At 71.6% G+C, this 16,796-nt stretch carries 16 protein-coding genes; 4 read left to right on the forward strand and 12 right to left on the reverse strand.

Features of this window, described 5'->3' with window-relative positions:
- Positions 1-118: 118 nt before the first annotated feature.
- The 8 genes from VB059_RS03060 to clpS form a co-directional block, all read right to left on the reverse strand.
- Complete coding sequence (locus VB059_RS03060; RefSeq protein WP_323420556.1) at positions 119-709, reverse strand: dihydrofolate reductase; 591 nt, start codon at positions 707-709, stop codon at positions 119-121.
- Positions 706-1,524 (reverse strand): thymidylate synthase, encoded by an 819-nt coding sequence (locus VB059_RS03065; protein ID WP_323420557.1) that lies wholly within the window; start codon positions 1,522-1,524, stop codon positions 706-708. The genes VB059_RS03060 and VB059_RS03065 overlap by 4 nt, the downstream gene beginning before the upstream one ends.
- An 11-nt stretch (positions 1,525-1,535) precedes the next feature.
- Positions 1,536-2,189 carry a non-canonical purine NTP pyrophosphatase gene (locus VB059_RS03070; protein ID WP_323420611.1) on the reverse strand — a complete coding sequence of 218 codons (654 nt, stop codon included), beginning with the start codon at positions 2,187-2,189 and terminating at the stop codon, positions 1,536-1,538.
- Between the two features lie 8 nt (positions 2,190-2,197).
- Positions 2,198-2,959 carry a ribonuclease PH gene (gene rph / locus VB059_RS03075; protein ID WP_323420558.1) on the reverse strand — a complete coding sequence of 254 codons (762 nt, stop codon included), beginning with the start codon at positions 2,957-2,959 and terminating at the stop codon, positions 2,198-2,200.
- 171 nt (positions 2,960-3,130) lie between these two features.
- Entirely contained in the window at positions 3,131-3,901 is a 771-nt protein-coding gene (locus VB059_RS03080) for an MBL fold metallo-hydrolase (RefSeq protein WP_323420559.1), read from the reverse strand.
- A 138-nt stretch (positions 3,902-4,039) separates the two neighbouring features.
- Positions 4,040-4,840, reverse strand: a complete 801-nt coding sequence (murI, locus tag VB059_RS03085) for a glutamate racemase (protein ID WP_323420612.1) — start codon at positions 4,838-4,840, stop codon at positions 4,040-4,042.
- Between the two features lie 69 nt (positions 4,841-4,909).
- Complete coding sequence (locus tag VB059_RS03090; RefSeq protein ID WP_323420560.1) at positions 4,910-5,617, reverse strand: DUF2017 domain-containing protein; 708 nt, start codon at positions 5,615-5,617, stop codon at positions 4,910-4,912.
- A 131-nt stretch (positions 5,618-5,748) separates the two neighbouring features.
- Positions 5,749-6,060 (reverse strand): ATP-dependent Clp protease adapter ClpS, encoded by a 312-nt coding sequence (clpS, locus tag VB059_RS03095; protein WP_323420561.1) that lies wholly within the window; start codon positions 6,058-6,060, stop codon positions 5,749-5,751.
- A gap of 72 nt (positions 6,061-6,132) precedes the next feature.
- On the opposite strand from clpS, the gene VB059_RS03100 reads away from it, so the two are divergent.
- On the forward strand, positions 6,133-7,440 hold the full coding sequence (locus VB059_RS03100) for a nicotinate phosphoribosyltransferase (protein ID WP_323420562.1): 1,308 nt from the start codon (positions 6,133-6,135) through the stop codon (positions 7,438-7,440).
- Positions 7,441-7,631: 191 nt separating this feature from the next.
- Here the strand turns inward: VB059_RS03100 and malQ are convergent, their stop codons facing one another.
- The 3 genes from malQ to VB059_RS03115 form a co-directional block, all read right to left on the reverse strand.
- Complete coding sequence (malQ, locus tag VB059_RS03105) at positions 7,632-9,914, reverse strand: 4-alpha-glucanotransferase (protein ID WP_323420563.1); 2,283 nt, start codon at positions 9,912-9,914, stop codon at positions 7,632-7,634.
- 310 nt (positions 9,915-10,224) lie between these two features.
- Positions 10,225-11,325, reverse strand: coding sequence for an RDD family protein (locus VB059_RS03110; protein ID WP_323420564.1), 1,101 nt, complete (start codon positions 11,323-11,325; stop codon positions 10,225-10,227).
- A 45-nt stretch (positions 11,326-11,370) separates the two neighbouring features.
- Positions 11,371-13,176 carry a DEAD/DEAH box helicase gene (locus VB059_RS03115; protein ID WP_416339480.1) on the reverse strand — a complete coding sequence of 602 codons (1,806 nt, stop codon included), beginning with the start codon at positions 13,174-13,176 and terminating at the stop codon, positions 11,371-11,373.
- A gap of 196 nt (positions 13,177-13,372) precedes the next feature.
- Between VB059_RS03115 and VB059_RS03120 the strand changes: the two genes are divergently transcribed.
- Both VB059_RS03120 and VB059_RS03125 read left to right on the forward strand, forming a co-directional pair.
- The gene (locus VB059_RS03120) at positions 13,373-13,633 is read left to right on the forward strand and encodes a DUF3039 domain-containing protein (protein WP_323420565.1); all 261 of its coding nucleotides are present in this window, start codon (positions 13,373-13,375) and stop codon (positions 13,631-13,633) included.
- Positions 13,630-14,250, forward strand: a complete 621-nt coding sequence (locus tag VB059_RS03125) for a hypothetical protein (protein WP_323420566.1) — start codon at positions 13,630-13,632, stop codon at positions 14,248-14,250. Before VB059_RS03120 ends, VB059_RS03125 begins: the two co-directional genes overlap by 4 nt.
- 69 nt (positions 14,251-14,319) lie before the next feature.
- Here the strand turns inward: VB059_RS03125 and VB059_RS03130 are convergent, their stop codons facing one another.
- Complete coding sequence (locus VB059_RS03130) at positions 14,320-14,913, reverse strand: TetR/AcrR family transcriptional regulator (RefSeq protein ID WP_323420567.1); 594 nt, start codon at positions 14,911-14,913, stop codon at positions 14,320-14,322.
- 177 nt (positions 14,914-15,090) lie between these two features.
- Between VB059_RS03130 and VB059_RS03135 the strand changes: the two genes are divergently transcribed.
- Positions 15,091-16,755, forward strand: coding sequence for an MFS transporter (locus VB059_RS03135; protein WP_323420568.1), 1,665 nt, complete (start codon positions 15,091-15,093; stop codon positions 16,753-16,755).
- The last annotated feature ends 41 nt before the right edge of the window (positions 16,756-16,796 follow it).

Below are 16,796 nucleotides of genomic sequence, written 5' to 3' on the forward strand. Positions count from 1 at the left end.
GACCGGGGCCCCGGCGACGGTCAAGTCTCGCATCGCCGAGCGGCCGGCCGGTGGGCGTCCACTCCATGCCGGGCGTCGATCCGGTCGGCGTCGATCCGGTGGGCGTCGAGGCCGCAGGTCAGCGGCGTACGTACGTCACGTAGTCGAACCCGTCGTGCGGCTCGCGCGCGGTCTCGGCCCACACCCCGGGATCGACCACGGGGAGCGTGGTGTCACCCTCCGGCCGCCGGTGCACCTCGGTCAGCTCGAGCCGGTCGAGACGGTCCCAGGCGAGCCGGTAGATCTCTCCGCCGCCGAACACCCAGATGATCCGTCCCGGTGCAGCCGCGGCGGCCAGGGCCAGGGCACCGTCCAGGTCGTGGGCGACCAGGACGCCGTCGGCCCGCCAGTCCGGGTCGCGCGTGACGACGATGTTCGTCCGCCCCGGCAGCGGACGCCCGAGGGTGTCGTACGTCCGCCGCCCCATCAGCAGGACATGCCCCATGGTCAGGCGCTTGAGCCGGGGCAGGTCCCCCTCGATCCGCCAGGGGATGTCCCCCGCGGCCCCGATCACCCCGTTGTCGGCGACCGCAGCGATCGCGACGAGCTCGGGGCGCGCGCCGGTGCCCCCGGACCTGCCGGTGCCCTCGCCGGCATCCTCGGACCTGCCGGTGCCCCCGCCGGCACCCGCGGACCTGCCGGTGCGCTCGGGCCCGGACCCCGCGGTCACACCGCCACCGGGGCCTTGATCGCCGGGTACGGGTCGTAGCCGACGATCTCGATGTCGTCGAGGGTGAAGCCGTCGATGTCATGGACGGCCGGGTTCAGCCGGAGCCGGGGCAGCTCGCGGGGCGTACGGCCCAGCTGCTCGTGCACCTGGTCGAGGTGGTTGAGGTAGATGTGGGCGTCACCGAAGGTGTGCACGAAGTCACCCACGTCGAGGTCGCAGACCTGGGCGACCATATGGGTGAGCAGCGCGTACGAGGCGATGTTGAACGGCACGCCGAGGAACATGTCGGCGGAGCGCTGGTAGAGCTGCAGCGACAGCCGTCCCCGCGTCTCGCCCTCGGCCGGCGGCGCCACGTAGAACTGGAAGAAGGCGTGGCAGGGCGGCAGTGCCATCTGCGGGATGTCCGCCACGTTCCAGGCGGACACGATGTGGCGGCGGGAGTCTGGGTCGTGCCGGATCGACTCGATCACCCGGGCGAGCTGGTCGATCGCGCCGCCGTGCTCCGGGTCGGGCCAGGAGCGCCACTGGTGGCCGTAGATCGGGCCGAGGTCGCCGTCGGCGCGGGCCCACTCGTCCCAGATCGAGATCCGGTGCTGATGCAGCCACTCGACGTTGGTCGAGCCCTTGATGAACCAGAGCAGTTCGCCGAACACCGAGCGGGTGTGCACCTTCTTGGTGGTCAGCAGCGGGAAGCCGGCGCGCAGGTCGAACCGCAGCTGGGCGCCGAAGACGCTGATCGTGCCGGTGCCGGTGCGGTCGGCCTTGCGTACCCCGGTGTCGAGGATGTGCTGGAGCAGGTCCAGGTACTGCTGCATGGGGATCCCTCTCAGTGCGCCAGGGTGACGGGGTGCTCCCGCAGCCCCTTGATGAACGTCGCCATCGCCCGCACCGCGCGCCCACGGTGACTGATCGCGTCCTTCTGCGCGGGCGACATCTCGGCGGTGGTCCGCTGCTCGCCCAGCGGCTGGAAGATCGGGTCGTAGCCGAAGCCGTTGTCGCCCCGCGGGGCCCGGATGATGTGGCCCTCCACCTCGCCGCGCTGCAGGAACTCCTGACCGGGCGTCCGCCCGGACGGATCCGCCTCCAGGTCCGGCAGCACCAGAGCCATCGCGCAGACGAACCGGCCGGTCCGCGCCGCGTCCGGCACGTCGTCGATCTGGTCGAGGACCAGCTGCAGGTTCGCCGCGTCGTCACCGGCCGGCCCGGCCCAGCGCGAGGACCGTACGCCGGGCATCCGGTTGAGCACGTCGACCTCGAGCCCGGAGTCGTCGGCCAGCGCCGGCAGTCCGGTGTGCACGACGGCGGCGCGGGCCTTGATCAGCGCATTGGCGTCGAAGGTGCGCCCGTCCTCGGCCGGCTCCGGGTAGCGCTCAAAATCACCCAGACCGCATACCTCGATGTCGAGGCCGCAGTCGGCCAGCACCCGACGCAGCTCCACGAGCTTCTTGGCGTTGTTGGTCGCGAGCACCACCCGGTCCAGCATCGTGGTCACTTTCCGGTGCCGGCAGCGGCGGTCACCCCGAGCGCGGCGAGCTGGAGGTCGCGCAGCTCGGCGTTGCCCTTGGCGGCGAGGTCGAGGAGCTCGTTGAGCAGGCCGCGGTCGAAGGGCTCGCCCTCCGCGGTGCCCTGCACCTCGATGAACCGCCCGTCGCCCGACATCACCACGTTCATGTCGGTGTCGGCGGTCGAGTCCTCGTCGTACTTCAGGTCGAGCATCGGGGCGCCGTTGACCACCCCCACCGAGATCGCCGAGACGGTGTCCGTGAGCGGCTCGCCGACCAGCAGCTTGCGCTCCCGCAGCCACGAGACGGCGTCGTGCAGCGCCACGTACGCCCCCGTGATGGAGGCGGTGCGGGTGCCGCCATCGGCCTGCAGCACGTCACAGTCGATCATGATCGTGTTCTCACCGAGCGCCTTGTAGTCGATCACGGCCCGCAGGCTGCGGCCGACCAGCCGGGAGATCTCGTGGGTGCGCCCACCGACCCGACCCTTGATCGCCTCGCGCTGCGTGCGCTCATTGGTGGCGCGCGGCAGCATCGCGTACTCGGCGGTCACCCAGCCCAGCCCGGACCCCCGACGCCAGCGCGGGACGCCCTCCTCCACGCTCGCCGCCACCAGCACCCGGGTGCGCCCCGCCTCGATCAGCACGGATCCCTCGGCGTGGTCGAGCCAGTTGCGGGTGATCCGGACGTCACGGAGTTGGTCGAGAGCGCGGCCGTCGGTGCGGGCAGGGGCGGTGGATGAGGTCATGGCGGTCAGATTACCCGGGAGCACCGACAGTCCCCGAGGCGCAGGTCCGGCGAGCGGTCAAGGTGTCTCCGGCGGACTGTCATGGCGCCTCGGCGGACTGTCATGGCGCCTCCGGCGGGTAGGTCACAGGCGTCTCCGTTGCCGTGGCGCCCCAGCAACCGGCCGGACGACTCAGAAACCGATCACCGCCCCCGGCGTCGCCCGCACGAGCCGGCCGCCGAAGACCCGACCCGCCTCGACCATCCGCTCGGCGGGGTCCTCCCAGGCGGGCACATGGGTCAGGACCAGGGTCTCCACCCCCGCCGTGGCAGCCGCCTCCCCCGCCTGGCGACCGGACAGGTGCAGGTCCACGGGCAGTCCCGGCCGGTCGGGGAACGACGCCTCGGCCAGCAGCACCCGGGCCCCGGTGGCCAGCTCCGCCAGCGCGTGGGTGGGCCCGGTGTCCCCGGAGTAGACCAGCGCGCCGGTCGGCCCGTCGAGACGGACGGCGTACGACTCGACCGGGTGGGCGACGCGTGCCACCCGCAGGGTGAAGCAGCCCAGGCGCTCCGTACGTCCCTCGCGCAATGGGCGGAAGTCGAACGACCGCTCCAGCTCGGCCTCGCGCGGGTCGTCGACCTCACAGGCCCGGGCGATCCGGTCCCGCGCGCCGGCGGGGGCGTACGTGACGACGGGACGCCAGGGGGCGGTCGTGGAGTGGGCGGCCGCGACGTCCCAGGCCGCTAGATCCAGGCAGTGATCGGCATGCAGGTGGCTGAGCACGATCGCGTCGACCTCGCGGGGGTCGACAAGGCGCTGCAGCGGGCCGAAGGCGCCCGACCCGAGGTCCAGCAGGACGGTCGTGGCCACCCCGTCGACGGTCGCGCGCACCAGGTAGGCCGAGGCGGCGGAGTCCGGCCCGGGCCCCGATCCGCTGCACCCGACGATCACCAACTCGGCCATGGTCCTCCTCCGCTGCCGGTCCCTGTCCCGGTCCGCCGGTCCCTGTCCCGGTCCCGGTCCGCCGGCCCCTGTCCGTCGGCCCTTGTCACCGTCCGGCGGGGCCTGTCCGTGTCCGCCGGCCCGGCCCCTTCGGCCGGGTCAGAGGAACTGGCCGACCGATTCGATGAAGCCACGGCCCATCAGCCGCTCACCGATGCTGCGGAAGTCCGCCGGCTGCCCGGTGGTGAGGAAGGTCCGTGACCCGACGTCGGGCTGGTCGTTCACCATGGCGCGGTCGGTGAGCTGACGGTACACCGCGCGGGCACACGCGTCGGAGCTGGAGACCAGGGTCACGTCGTCGCCCATCACGTACGAGATGACGCCGATCAGCAGCGGGTAGTGGGTACAGCCGAGGATGAGGGTGTCGATCCCGGCCTCCTGCAACGGCCGCAGGTAGCCCCGTGCCACCCGCTGGATCTCCGGACCCGACGTGATGCCCCGTTCCACGTAGTCGACGAACTGCGGGCAGGCCCGGGTGCGCAGCTGGACATCGGGCACCGCCGCCAGGGCATCGGCGTACGCCCCGGACCGGGCGGTCGAGGTGGTGCAGATGACGCCCACGTGACCGCCGCGGGAGACGCGGGCCGCGGTGCTGGCGGCGGGGGTGATCACCTCGACGACGGGGACGTCGTAGCGTTCACGTGCGTCGTGCAGGACGGCCGAGGAGGCGGTGTTGCAGGCGATGACGAGCATCTTCACGCCGCGCTCGTAGAGGTGGTCGAGGCATTCCAGGGCGAACTCGCGCACCGACGCCAGCGGTTGGGTGCCGTACGGGGCCCGGGCGGTGTCGCCGAGGTAGACGATGTCCTCGTGCGGCAGCTGGTCGACGACCGCTCGCATCACGGTCAGCCCGCCGAATCCTGAGTCGAAGATCCCGATCGGCGCTGTCCTGTCGCGAATGGTCACCGATCGACCTTAGCGCGACCGTCTGCCGGCATCCGGGGCCCCCGGCGCCGCGCAGGCGCGTCCTCACAGCGCGCCGAGCAGGGTCTCCTGGACGTACGCCAGCCAGTCGTACACCTCGAGCATGAAGTCGCGGGCCTTGGGCAGCGCCGCCCCCGGATCTCCTTGGGGGTGCGCGTCGCTGATCCCGAGCCGCTCGGCGATGACCAGCCGCAGGGCGGTGAGCGTCCGCAGCCAGGGTTCGACCTGTTCGGGGGGGACCTTGACCGGGCGCTGGCCCCGGTCGCTGGCCTCCAGACCGGCCATCACGATCAGGGCGTCCTCGATCTTGTGCTGGCGCTGGTCCGGCTCGGTGTAGCGGCGGAACTCCGCCGACGCCTTGTCGTCGCCCCGGTACGCGTCGGGAAACAGCCGGAGCAGTACGGGGTCGGTGGGCCGCTCGACGTCCGGGCGATGCGGGTCGAGCTCCTGCTCCCACAGGGCGAACGGGTCGAAAGCGTCCTTGTCCTCATCCTCCTCGTGGTCCCGCGGACCGGCGCCACCTTCGTCCGCCCGGCCACCCGCGCCGCCTGCTCCGGGTGCTCCGACGCCACCGGGGAAGCCGAGGTCGATCGGATCGCCGAAGAGCTCGTCGAGGTCGGTGCCGACGTCGGGCTCAGCGGAATCCCCGACGTCCTCGGTCGGCTCCTCCGGCCCGGAGGTCGCCTCGGGGCTCAGCAGGTCGATGAGCTGGCCGCACAGCGACGTCATCAGCCCGACCTCGAACTCCTCCATCACGGCTTGGTACACCCGGCCACGCTTCCGGAACCGCTTCACCCGATCACTCCACCTCTCGTCACCCGACCACGTCGCCTCTCGTCACCCGGTCACTGCCCGACGCCGCAGACGGGCCGCTCGGCGCCGGATCATTCGGCCCGTCCGAGGGTGGCCCCGAGACCGAACTGGTGCATGGCGTTCACGTCGCGTTCCATCTCTTCCCTGGTCCCGGTCGCCACGACCGCCTTGCCCTCGTGGTGGACCTGGAGCATCAGCCGCTCGGCCTTGTCCCGGGCGTAGTGGAAGTAGGTGACGAAGACGTGGGTCACGTACGACATCAGGTTCACCGGGTCGTCCCAGACGATGGTCGTCCAGGGCTCCTCGATGACGGCCTCCTCGGCGGGACGCTCGATGACCGCTGTCCCGCCGGCGGGAGACGTCGGGTCCTCAGCAGCAGTCATACCGGACAGTGTCTCACCCACCGGCGGCTCCGGCACCACCCGGCCGGGACGGGACGGCACTAGGCTTCCGATGTGACCAGTTCCGCGCTGTACACCGATCACTACGAACTGACGATGGTCGAAGCCGCCATGCAGTCAGACACCGCCTTCCGCCGAAGCCTGTTCGAGCTCTTCCCCCGTCGGCTGCCCACCGGGCGCCGGTACGGCGTGGTCGCCGGGGTGGGGCGGGCGATGCAGATCATCCGCGACTTCCGGTTCGGCGAGGCCGAGCTCGAGTTCCTCCGGGACAAGCACGTCGTCTCGGCGCCGGTGCTGGACTGGCTGGCCGACTACCGGTTCGCCGGCGACGTGTGGGGCTACGCGGAGGGCGAGGTCTACTTCCCCGGCTCCCCGCTGCTCACGGTGGAGGGCAGCTTCGCCGAGACGTGTGTCCTCGAGACGGCGCTGCTGTCGGTCTACAACTACGACTCGGCCGTCGCATCGGCGGCCTCCCGGATGACCCTGATGGCCGGTGACCGGCCCTGCATCGAGATGGGCGCCCGCCGGGCCAACGAGGAGGCCGCCGTGGCCGCGGCCAGGGCGGCGTACATCGTCGGTTTCGCTTCGACCTCCAATCTGGAGGCGGGGCGCCGGTTCGGCATCCCCACCGCCGGCACCGCAGCGCACTCCTTCACCATGCTGCACGACACGGAGCGGGATGCCTTCGAGGCCCAGCTCACCGTGCAGGGCAAGGGCACCACGCTGCTGCTGGACACCTACTCCATCAGCGACGCCGTCCGGACCGCCGTCGAGCTGGCCGGCCCCGAGCTGGGTGCGGTCCGGATCGACTCGGGCGACCTCGCCATCACCGCCCGCGACGTACGTGACCAGCTCGATGCCCTCGGCGCCACGACGACCCGGATCATCGTCACCTCCGACCTGGACGAGTGGCAGATCGGGGCGCTCGCTGCAGCGCCGGTCGACGGGTACGGGGTCGGCACCAACCTGGTGATCGGCTCGGGCCACCCCACCTGCGGGTTCGTCTACAAGCTCGTCGCACGGGCGACCAGCGACGAGCCCGACGCACCGCTGCTGCCGGTGGAGAAGAAGGCGGCGAACAAGGGGACCGTCGGCGGCCGCAAGTACGCCCTGCGGCGCCTCAACGCCGACGGCGTCGCCGAGGCCGAGGTGATCGGCGTCGGGATCCAGCCGCAGTCCGACAGCAACGATCGGCCGCTGCTGTGTCACCTGGTCCGGGCCGGCGAGATCATCTGGGACGACGACCTGCAGGCCGCCCGGGACCGGCACCGCGCCAGCCTGGCCGAGCTCCCCCGCGCCGCCCGGAAGATGTCCCAGGGCGACGCGGTGATCCCGACCCGGTACGAATCGGACTACGCCTGACAGCCTCGGGTCTGAGGAGGGGCAGGCCTGAGGGAACCGAGCCTGACAGCTCCGGAACCGACAGCTCCGGGCCCTGAGGATCCGGGCGTACGAACCGGTCCGGCAGTTCCGGGCCCGGTCACCGGGCCGGCCCGAACCTGACCGCGGGCCCGAACTGACCGCGGCCCCGACAACGGGAGCCCGGGCCCGGCTCACTCCCCGCGCAGGACCGCCGCCAGGGCCTCGGCGCGCGTGGTCGCGAGGGCGTCCTCCAGCAGCACCGGCTCACCGTCGGGGCCCGACAGCGGGATGCACCAGTTCGGGTACTCCCAGGCGGTCCCCGGCTGGTTCTGGATCCGGGTGTCGCCGACCAGGTCGGTCAGCGCGACGTTCACCAGCCGCGCCCGGCTCTGCACCAGGTAGCGGTAGAGCGCCTCGACGGCGCGCTGCAGGGCACCCTGGTCGATCGGTTCAACGGCCGGCCGGTCGACGGCCGACTGCCCGGCGGGCGCCGCGGCGGTCGGCGGGTCACCGGCCGCCGCGTCCTGCGGAACACCACTCGCCGCGCCCGCGGGCCCGCCGACCAGCTGTGCGGCACGCAGCCGACGGGCCTCCAGCTGGCCCGGGGTGAAGAGTCGGAAGTCGCCGGGCAGCAGCCCGCGGTCCCGGCAGGCATCGAGGAAGAGCTTCTGCTCGTGCTCCTCCGTCGCCAGCACCTCCTCCACCGGCTCGGTCAGCACCCCGAGCTCCTGGCGCAGCTTCACGTGGGCCATCTGCAGGTAGCCGGCGGTCGGCGCCAGGTCGTGCGTGGTCGCCGACGCCAGGCACGCCTCGCGGTACCACTCCGGTTCCAGCGGCCGGCCCTCGTGGTTCTTCTCCCACCACAGGATCGAAGTGCCGAGCACCCCACGGTCGCGCAGGTAGTCGCGGACGTACGGCTCGACCGTGCCGAGGTCCTCCCCGACGATCACCGCCCCGGCCCGATGGGCCTCGAGGGTCAGCACCCCGACCATCGCCTCGTGGTCGTAGTAGACGTACGTCCCCTCGGTGGCGGCACGACCCTCCGGGATCCACCACAACCGGAACAGGCCGATGACGTGGTCGACCCGCAGGCCACCGGTGTGGCGCAGCAGGGTGCCGACCAGGGCGCGGAACGGCGCATAGCCCTGCCGGGCGAGCTGGTCGGGCCGCATCGGCGGCTGGCTCCAGTTCTGGCCGTTCATGTTGTACGGGTCGGGCGGGGCACCGACGGTCACGCCGCGGGCGTAGAGCTCGGGGTTGGCCCAGGTCTCCGCGCCGTGCTCGTTCACGCCGACGGCGAGGTCACCCATCACCCCGATCGGCATGCCCGCTGCGGTCGCGGCGGTCTGCACGGCATCCATCTGCTCGTCGAGCAGCCACTGCAGCCACATCTGGAACTCGACCTCGTCGGCGTGCTCGGCCGCCCAGACGTCGAGTTCGGCGGAGTGCACGTCCCGCAGCGGCGGATCCCACAACCGCCAGTCGGCGCCGTACGTCGTGGCCAGGGCCATCCACCGGGCGAAGTGGACCAGGCCCTCCTCCTGCTCGAAGCGATAGCGCCGGTAGGCCTCCTCGCGCTCCGGCGTGCGCTCGGCCTCGTGGACGACCCGCAGGGCCGTCATCTTCGCCGGCCACACCAGGTTGCGGTCGATACGCTCCCAGGTGCGCGGATCGTCCTTCACCTCGCGGCGGCTCTGGGCGATCCGGGCGTGCTGGGCCCGGGCGAGCGTCGCGTACTCAGGGATGTCCTCGATCCGCAGGTAGACCGGGTTGCCGAACCGGCGGCTGGTCGGCAGGTACGGCGATGCCTCCTGCGGGACGGTGGGTTCGGCGGCATGCATCGGGTTGGTGAGCACGTACCCGGCTCCGCGCTCCGCGCTCCAGTCGACGAGCGTACGGAGGTCACCGAGGTCACCGATGCCCCAGGAGGCCTCGGACCGTACGGAATAGAGCTGGGCCATCGGGCCCCAGGTGCGCTCCGGCAGCTCGAGGCGGTCGGGCACGACGATCATCGGGGCCCAGACCGACCGGCCGTCGCCTTCGGCCCGGACCCGGTGGTAGCCCAGCGGCAGACCGACCGGCAGCCGGAACGAGGCCTCACCGATGGCGACACCGTCGATGACGCGCGGCGGCTCCCAGTTGTCGACCTGGTCGGTGCTGCGCACCTGCCCGCCGTCGAGCACGACCGTGACGGTGATCGCGTGCCCGTCCGGGACGTGGACGTTGATCACCCGGTCCTGGGACCGGCGCATCACCACGACGTACGGCAACACGCGCAGCCAGGCATCGTCCTTGCGCTTCTCGATCGCCGCCTCGGCCGCTTCGGGCGTGCTGCCATCGATCCCCATCGCCCCGAGCACCGACACGAGCGTGTCGGCCGACACCTCGAGGTGGCGACCCAGTGTGTCGTAGTAGCTCGTCGCGATCCCGAGATCACTGGCGAGTCGATGGAGTTGGGGGCTCGGTGCAACCACGATTTTCCTTGCCAGAACGAGGACGGGAGGGCGTGGAGAGCCGCCGAAGCCTCCACCCCTTCACCCTATCCCCACTCCCGCCCCAGCCATCGTCGAGGCCCCCGCCACAAGCCCCCGATCGCCCCACCTGAGATCGCCCCCATAGGGTCAGGCCACACGGGCTCAGGCCACGTCGCCCGCCGCCACGACCGGCACCCAGGACGCGATCCGCAGCGGCCGTGTCATCTCGCCGGTGACGTACTCACGAGCGGGGCGCTCGGCCATCGCGACCTCCTTCGTGCCGGTGGGCGATCTGGTGCCGGCGCCACGATCAGCGGGTGCGGATGACCTGGGTGCGGGCGGCCTTGTCGTGGATCGCCTGGCGCTTGCGGTCCCAGACGGGCCACAGCCCGTCGAGGTAGCGGAAGAACACCAGCCAGCTGACCGCCAACGTCAGGTTGGAGATCTGCGGCAGCACCCAGAGGAAGGCCCGGATGGCGCAGGCGCCCCAGCCGACCGGCTCGGTGGCCTGGCCCCGGTCGACCGGCACCACCTTGAGGCCCAGCATCATCTTGCCGACGGTCGCGCCACGGAATCGGGTCAGCAGCAGGTAGTAGACGAACCAGATGCCCACCTGCGCGAGGATCGCTCCGAGCGCGGGCCAGAAGCCCATCACGCCCACCGGCGTCGGGTAGGACTCCAGCAGGGTGGCCGGGTCGAGCGTCGCCCCGGAGACCACCCCGTCGAACCACCGGGTGACCGCATCCGTGTACGGGGCCAGCAGCGGGGCGGTGACCAGGCTGGTGATGATCCCCAGCAGGATCGAGTCGACGATGAACGCCGCCAGCCGGGCCCACCAGCTCGCCAGCCGCACGCCATCGGCGGTCGTCGGGCCCATCTCATAGCCGTAGCCGTAGGTCGGCTGTCCGTACGACTGCTGGACGTACGACTGCTGACCGTACGGCTGCTGGACGTACGGATATCCACCGGGCTGTTGACCGTAGGGCTGCTGCTGATCGGAGGGATACCCGCCAGGCTGCTGACCATAGGGCTGACCGGCGTCCTGCTGGCCGGGCTGACCGTACGGGGAGACCTGACCGTACGGAGCCTGTCCTTCAGCGGGAGCGCCGGGCTGCTGCCCCTGGCCCTGGGTGTCCTGCCCATAGGTCGGCTGGCCGTACCCGGGCTGACCGTAGCCCGGATGGCCGTACCCGGGCTGACCGTAGCCCGGCTGGGCGTACTGCTGTCCGTAGCCCGGCTGGGCGTACCCCGGCTGACCGTACGCACGGGTGGCATCCACGACGCGGGTCTGCTCGGTCCACCCGACGCCGTCCCAGTACCGCTCCTGGGTCGTCGGCGCCGCCGGATCCGGGTACCACCCGGCGGGCACGGCGGGCAGGGTCGGGGGCGTTCCGGGCGCATTGTCAGTCACGTCACCAAGCCTACGTGGCACCGGGCCCGCTCCCGAGCCCCGGCATTACCGCGGCCCACCGCCGGTGATCGCCCACTGGCGGATCAGGTCGATGCGCGTCTCGAGGGTCTCCTCGTCGGCGGCGGCCGACGGCGGCCCGCCGGTCGCCTCGACCAGCTTGTTGTGGATCACACCGTGCGGCAGATCGGTGCGGTGGTTCCACGCCGACACCAGCGAGTTGAGCTCCTTGCGCAGTGCCCGCAGCCGCTGGTGGGTGGCCTGCTGACGCGCCCGGCCGGCGGGCTCCTCCTGACCGCGGGCGGGACCGGCCTCGGTGCGGGCCAGTTGGTCGGCCTGCCGGCGCTGGAGCAGGTCCTTCACCTGGGTCGGGTCGAGCAGCCCCGGCAGGCCGAGGTACTCCTGCTCCTCCGCCGAGCCCGCCATGGTGGTGAGGCCGAACTCGCCTCCGTCGAAGAGCACCTTCTCGAAGTCGGCCTCCGAGCCGAGCGCCTGGAACTGGTGCTGCTCCCCGTCGATGTCAGCGTCGGCGGTGTTCTGCTCGCGCTGGGCCTCGGCGAGCAGGAAGGTCTCGTCCTCGGTCCGGCGCTTCAGCGCGTGGTCGCGCTGCACCTCCATCTCCGAGGCGTACGTGAGCAGCCGCGGCACCGTCGGGACGAACACCGTGGCCGTCTCACCACGCCCCCGGGCCCGGACGAACCGCCCGACGGCCTGGGCGAAGAACAGCGGTGTGGCGGTCATCGTGGCGTACACCCCGACCGACAGCCGCGGCACGTCGACGCCCTCGGAGACCATCCGGACCGCGACCATCCACCGGTCCCGCGAGGCGGCGAAGTCACTGATCCGCTCCCCCGACTTCGGCTCGTCGGAGAGCACCACGGTCGGCTTCTCCCCGGTGATGTGGTGCAGCATCCGGGCGTACGCGCGGGCACTGCTCTGGTCGTTGGCGATCACCAGACCACCCGCGTCCGGCACCGACTGGCGCACCTCGGTCAGCCGGGTGTCAGCAGCCCGCAGCACGGCCGGGATCCAGGCGCCGTGCGGGTCGAGGGCGGTCCGCAACGCCTGGGAGATCATGTCCTTGGTCATCGGTTCACCGAGCCGGGCGGTCACCTCGTCGCCGGCGTTCGTCCGCCAGTGCATGTCCCCCGAGTAGGCCATGAAGAGCACCGGGCGGACGATCCCGTCGGCCAGCGCCTCGGCATAGCCGTAGTTGTAGTCCGGGCGCGAACGCATCGTGCCCTCGCCGTCCGGTTCGTACGTGACGAACGGGATCGGGTTCGCATCGGAGCGGAACGGGGTGCCGGTCAGCGACAGCCGCCGCTTCGCCGGCTCGCAGGCCTCGCGGACCGCCTCACCCCAGCTCAGGGCGTCACCGGCGTGGTGGATCTCGTCGAAGATCACCAAGGTGTTGTGGTGTTCGATCCTGATCCGTAGCGCGTTGGGGTTCACCGCCGCCCCGGCGTACGTCAGGGCGGTGCCGACGAAGTGCTTGCCGGCCGCGCCGCCCTTCGCGCTGCCGTCGGGGTCGATCAGCAGGCCGACCCGGTCGGCGGCCGACGCCCACTGGGTCTTGAGGTGCTCGGTCGGGGTGATGATCAGGATCCGATCGACGACCCGCCGGTTGAGCAGGTCGGTCGCCACGGTCAGCGCGAAGGAGGTCTTGCCGGCCCCGGGCGTGGCGACGGTGAGGAAGTCGCGCGGCTCCTCCTCGCGGTACTGCTGCAGGGCGGCGGCCTGCCAGGCGCGCAGGTTCTTGACGGTTCCCCAAGCGGCCCGGTCCGGGTAGGCGGGCGACAGACCGCGCGACCGGAGATCAGGGGCTTCGGGGAACTGGGCACTCACTGGCCCCATGGTAGGCGGCCCGGGACCGTACGACACCACCGGGACGGACCGCAGACGGACGTCCGCGGCCCACCCGGTCGCGACCATGTCCCGTGGCCGGGCGAGCCCGGATCCTGCAGCCGGTGAGCCCGGATCCGGCAGCAGGGGGCCCCGGATCCTGCGGCCGGGTGGGCCCGGGACGATCGGCACCACGTAGACTCATGCCATGAGCCAGAAGCTGTCCCCCGGCGCCGAGACCCTCGTCGACGAGCGTGTGGAGCAGGAGGAGGACCTCCGCTACGAGGAGGGCGACCATGAGCGCTTCTCGCACTTCGTCCCCAAGGACCGACTGACCGAGGCCATGGTCATGGGCACGCCGGTCATCGCCCTGTGCGGCAAGGTCTGGGTGCCCTCGCGCAACCCTGACCGTTTCCCGGTCTGCCCCGAGTGCAAGGAGATCTGGGAGACCCTGCAGGACGGCAAGTGACGGCCGGCGCGCACAGTCCGATCGTCCGGCGGGGCGCGACGATCGCCCTCGCGGTCGTCGGTGTCGCGGTGGTCGTCGGCCTCGGCCTGGCACTGCTGCTGAGGCCCTCCACGGTCGGCACCACCGGTCACGCCGCCTCGGCGTCCGCACCGGCGGGCCGGGTGTCGACCTCGCCCGTGGTCGGCCCCATGTCGGCGCTGTCCGGCACGCCGGCCCCCACCCCCGGCGCGAGTCGTTCGGCGGTCCTCGACCTGTCGGACCGTTCGGCCTACCAGTTCGTCTCACCGACCGGCAACATCATCTGCCGGATGGGCCCCTCCACGGTCCGCTGCAACGCCAAGGACAGGTCCTGGTCACCGCCCGCGCCCGCGGACTGCGAGCAGGCCCACGACGACATCGCCCTCGGGGCTGACGGCAAGGCGACCGTGGTCTGCCACACCGACTCGATCCGGCAGCCGATGACCGCCGCCACGATCCCGACACTGACGTACGGCACGGCGGTGAAGATGGGCGACGTGCTGTGCATCAGCCAGTCCAACGGCATCAGCTGTGCCCAGTCGATGACGGGCGACAGCATCTTCCTGGCCCGCGAACGCTACGAGGTCAACACCCACTGACACCGGCCGCGGCCCACGCGGCGCATCAGTGACGCCCACTGCACGTCATCGCGAGGCGTCCGGTGCACATCAGCGCGCGGCGGCCTCCGTGCCGGCCCGGACGTACGCCACCACCATGGGCACCGCCCGGTCGACCGGCAGGCCGTGCTCGATCAGCGGGACCACGCCGTTGATCGCCCCCCAGGAGATCGCCGTCAGCATCGCGACATCGCCGCTGCCGACACCGGCGACCCCGGCGATCGTGGCCGAGAGCGGGGCGACCAGGTCCTGGTGCAGTTGCCGGAGCCGCTCCTGCTGCGCGGCCCCGAGGGCGGCGACGTCGAGCGCCTGGTCCGGCGCATGGCCGTCCACAGCCCCCTGCAGGATGGTCCGAATGATCGCCTCCAGCCGCGCGGCCGGCTCGGGTCCGGCCGCGTCGAGCGCCGCCGTCAGGGAGGCGTTGACCTGGAGGAAGATCTCCTCCACCGCCAGGGCCGCCAGGTCGTTCCCCGAACGCGCGTACTGGTAGACGCTGGTGCGGGCCAGGCCGGCCCGTTCGGCGACCGCGGCCGGGGTGACGGCGGAGGCCCCCTCGGTGGTGAGCAGCTCGACGGCTGCCGCGATCACCTGACGCTCCTTCATCGCGCGGTGTTCGGCGACAGTGGCGGCAGAGATCTTTGGCACCGCTTCATCCTCCCATGACAGGGCCCCACCGGTGACGGATCACACAGAGGGCGAGACTTTACCGACGCTTCGTCGACATGTTACCGTCGGTGTGTCAGCAAGATCAGCGTGCCACGTCCTGACCCACGTCAGGTCGTGAGCCCACATCACATCGTGACAGCACCTCAAGGAGCATTCATGTCCGATACCGCCGCCCCCACCCCGGGCAGCACCCCCACAGATCCCGGATCCGCCACCGCCGTCACGTCGCCACCCGGTGACTTCACCGGAGCCCCCCGCCGCTGGTGGGGCATGGCCGCCATCGCGCTCGGCACCTCGCTGGTGATCATGGACGCCACGATCGCCAACGTGGCCCTGCCGGTCGTGATCGAGGACCTGCACATGACGGCCACCGAGGCCCAGTGGGTCAGTGCCGTCTATTCCCTCGTCTTCGCCTCGCTGATGCTCACCTCGGGCCGGTTCGGCGACCTGTTCGGCCGGCGGATGATGTTCATCGCCGGCCTTGTCGTCTTCATGGGCTCCTCGCTGGCCGCCGGCTCGGCGACCGGCCCGATGATGCTGCTGATCGCCCGCCTGGTGCAGGGCATCGGCGCGGCGATGGTGCTACCCGCGACAACATCGACCATCAACGCGATGTTCACCGGCAAGGAGCGCAGCATCGCCTTCGCGATCTACGGCTCGGCGATCGGTGGCATGGCAGCCGTCGGCCCGCTGGTCGGCGGCTGGCTGGCCACCGACGCCAGCTGGCGCTGGGCTTTCTGGCTGAACATCCCGTTCGGCATCGTCGCCGTCGTTCTCGCCTCGCTCTTCCTGACCGAGACGCGGGACCGTACGCTGCGCCGCGGCATCGACTGGTCCGGCACGGTGCTGGCCACGGTCGGCCTGGGCGGGATCGTCTTCGCCCTGGTCGAGTCCTCCTCCTACGGCTGGCTGCACCAGTCGGACGGCAGCCTCTCCCCGGTCCCGTTCGCCCTGGCCGCCGGTGTCGCCCTGCTGGGCCTGTGGGTGTGGGCCGAGCACGTCCGGCACCAGCGCGGCGCCATCGTCCAGTCCCACCTGGGCCTGTGGCGGATCCGGAACTTCCGCCAGGGCACGATCGCCTCGATGATCATCGCGCTCGGTGAGTTCGGCATGCTCTTCACCCTGCCGCTGGTCCTCCAGGGCGCCCTCGGCTACAACGCCCTCGGCACCGGCTGGCTGATGATGGTGCTCGCCATCGGCACCTTCCTGATGTCGGGCGCGGTCCCCCAGCTGACCCGCCGGCTGGGTGCCCGCCGGGTCGTCCAGCTCGGCGTCCTCGTCGAGGCCGCCGCGGTGATCGGCCTGGCCCTGGCGCTGCCGGGCAACGCGTGGACGCTCGGCATCTGCCTGTTCGTCTACGGGCTCGGGGTCGGCATGGCCACCGCCCAGGTGACCAACGTGTCCCTCGCCGAGGTGCCGGTCGGCCTGTCCGGTGAAGCGTCTGGCCTGCTCACCACCGTCCGCCAGATCGGTTCGGCCCTCGGTGTCGCGGTGCTCGGCGGGCTGCTGATCAGCTCGCTGACCCAGGGCACCCAGACCCGGCTCGACTCCACCCAGCTGCCCGAGACCGCCCGCAGCAAGGTCGTCACCATCGTGCACGACTCGATCGGCGCGGCGATCCCGGGGCTGCGTGCCGACCCGCGCACCGCACCGGTGGCCCAGCTCGCCGCTGACGCCCTGGTCGACGCGGCGCGGATCTCCACCGGCGTCGCGGGCGGCATCCTGCTGGTCGGGTTCGTCGCCACGCTGGCCCTGACCGAGGTGTCGCCCGAGGAGACGGCGCGTCGCCGGGCCGTCACGGAGAGCACTGTCGAGTCCTGAGCCCGGTGCCGGAGCGGGGCGCAAAACCGCCGGAGCTGAGC

Source organism: Raineyella sp. (assembly GCF_034933565.1).
Taxonomy (GTDB): domain Bacteria; phylum Actinomycetota; class Actinomycetes; order Propionibacteriales; family Propionibacteriaceae; genus Raineyella.

Bases quoted from the DNA above. Each gene is read 5' to 3' on its own strand.
- VB059_RS03090 (WP_323420560.1), bottom strand. From the start codon at position 5,617: ATGGAGGAGTTCGAGGTCGGGCTGATGACGTCGCTGTGCGGCCAGCTC.
- clpS (WP_323420561.1), bottom strand. From the start codon at position 6,060: ATGACTGCTGCTGAGGACCCGACGTCTCCCGCCGGCGGGACAGCGGTC.
- VB059_RS03080 (WP_323420559.1), bottom strand. From the start codon at position 3,901: ATGGCCGAGTTGGTGATCGTCGGGTGCAGCGGATCGGGGCCCGGGCCG.
- VB059_RS03065 (WP_323420557.1), bottom strand. From the start codon at position 1,524: ATGCAGCAGTACCTGGACCTGCTCCAGCACATCCTCGACACCGGGGTA.
- rph (WP_323420558.1), bottom strand. From the start codon at position 2,959: ATGACCTCATCCACCGCCCCTGCCCGCACCGACGGCCGCGCTCTCGAC.
- VB059_RS03120 (WP_323420565.1), top strand. From the start codon at position 13,373: ATGAGCCAGAAGCTGTCCCCCGGCGCCGAGACCCTCGTCGACGAGCGT.
- VB059_RS03135 (WP_323420568.1), top strand. From the start codon at position 15,091: ATGTCCGATACCGCCGCCCCCACCCCGGGCAGCACCCCCACAGATCCC.
- VB059_RS03115 (WP_416339480.1), bottom strand. From the start codon at position 13,176: ATGGGGCCAGTGAGTGCCCAGTTCCCCGAAGCCCCTGATCTCCGGTCG.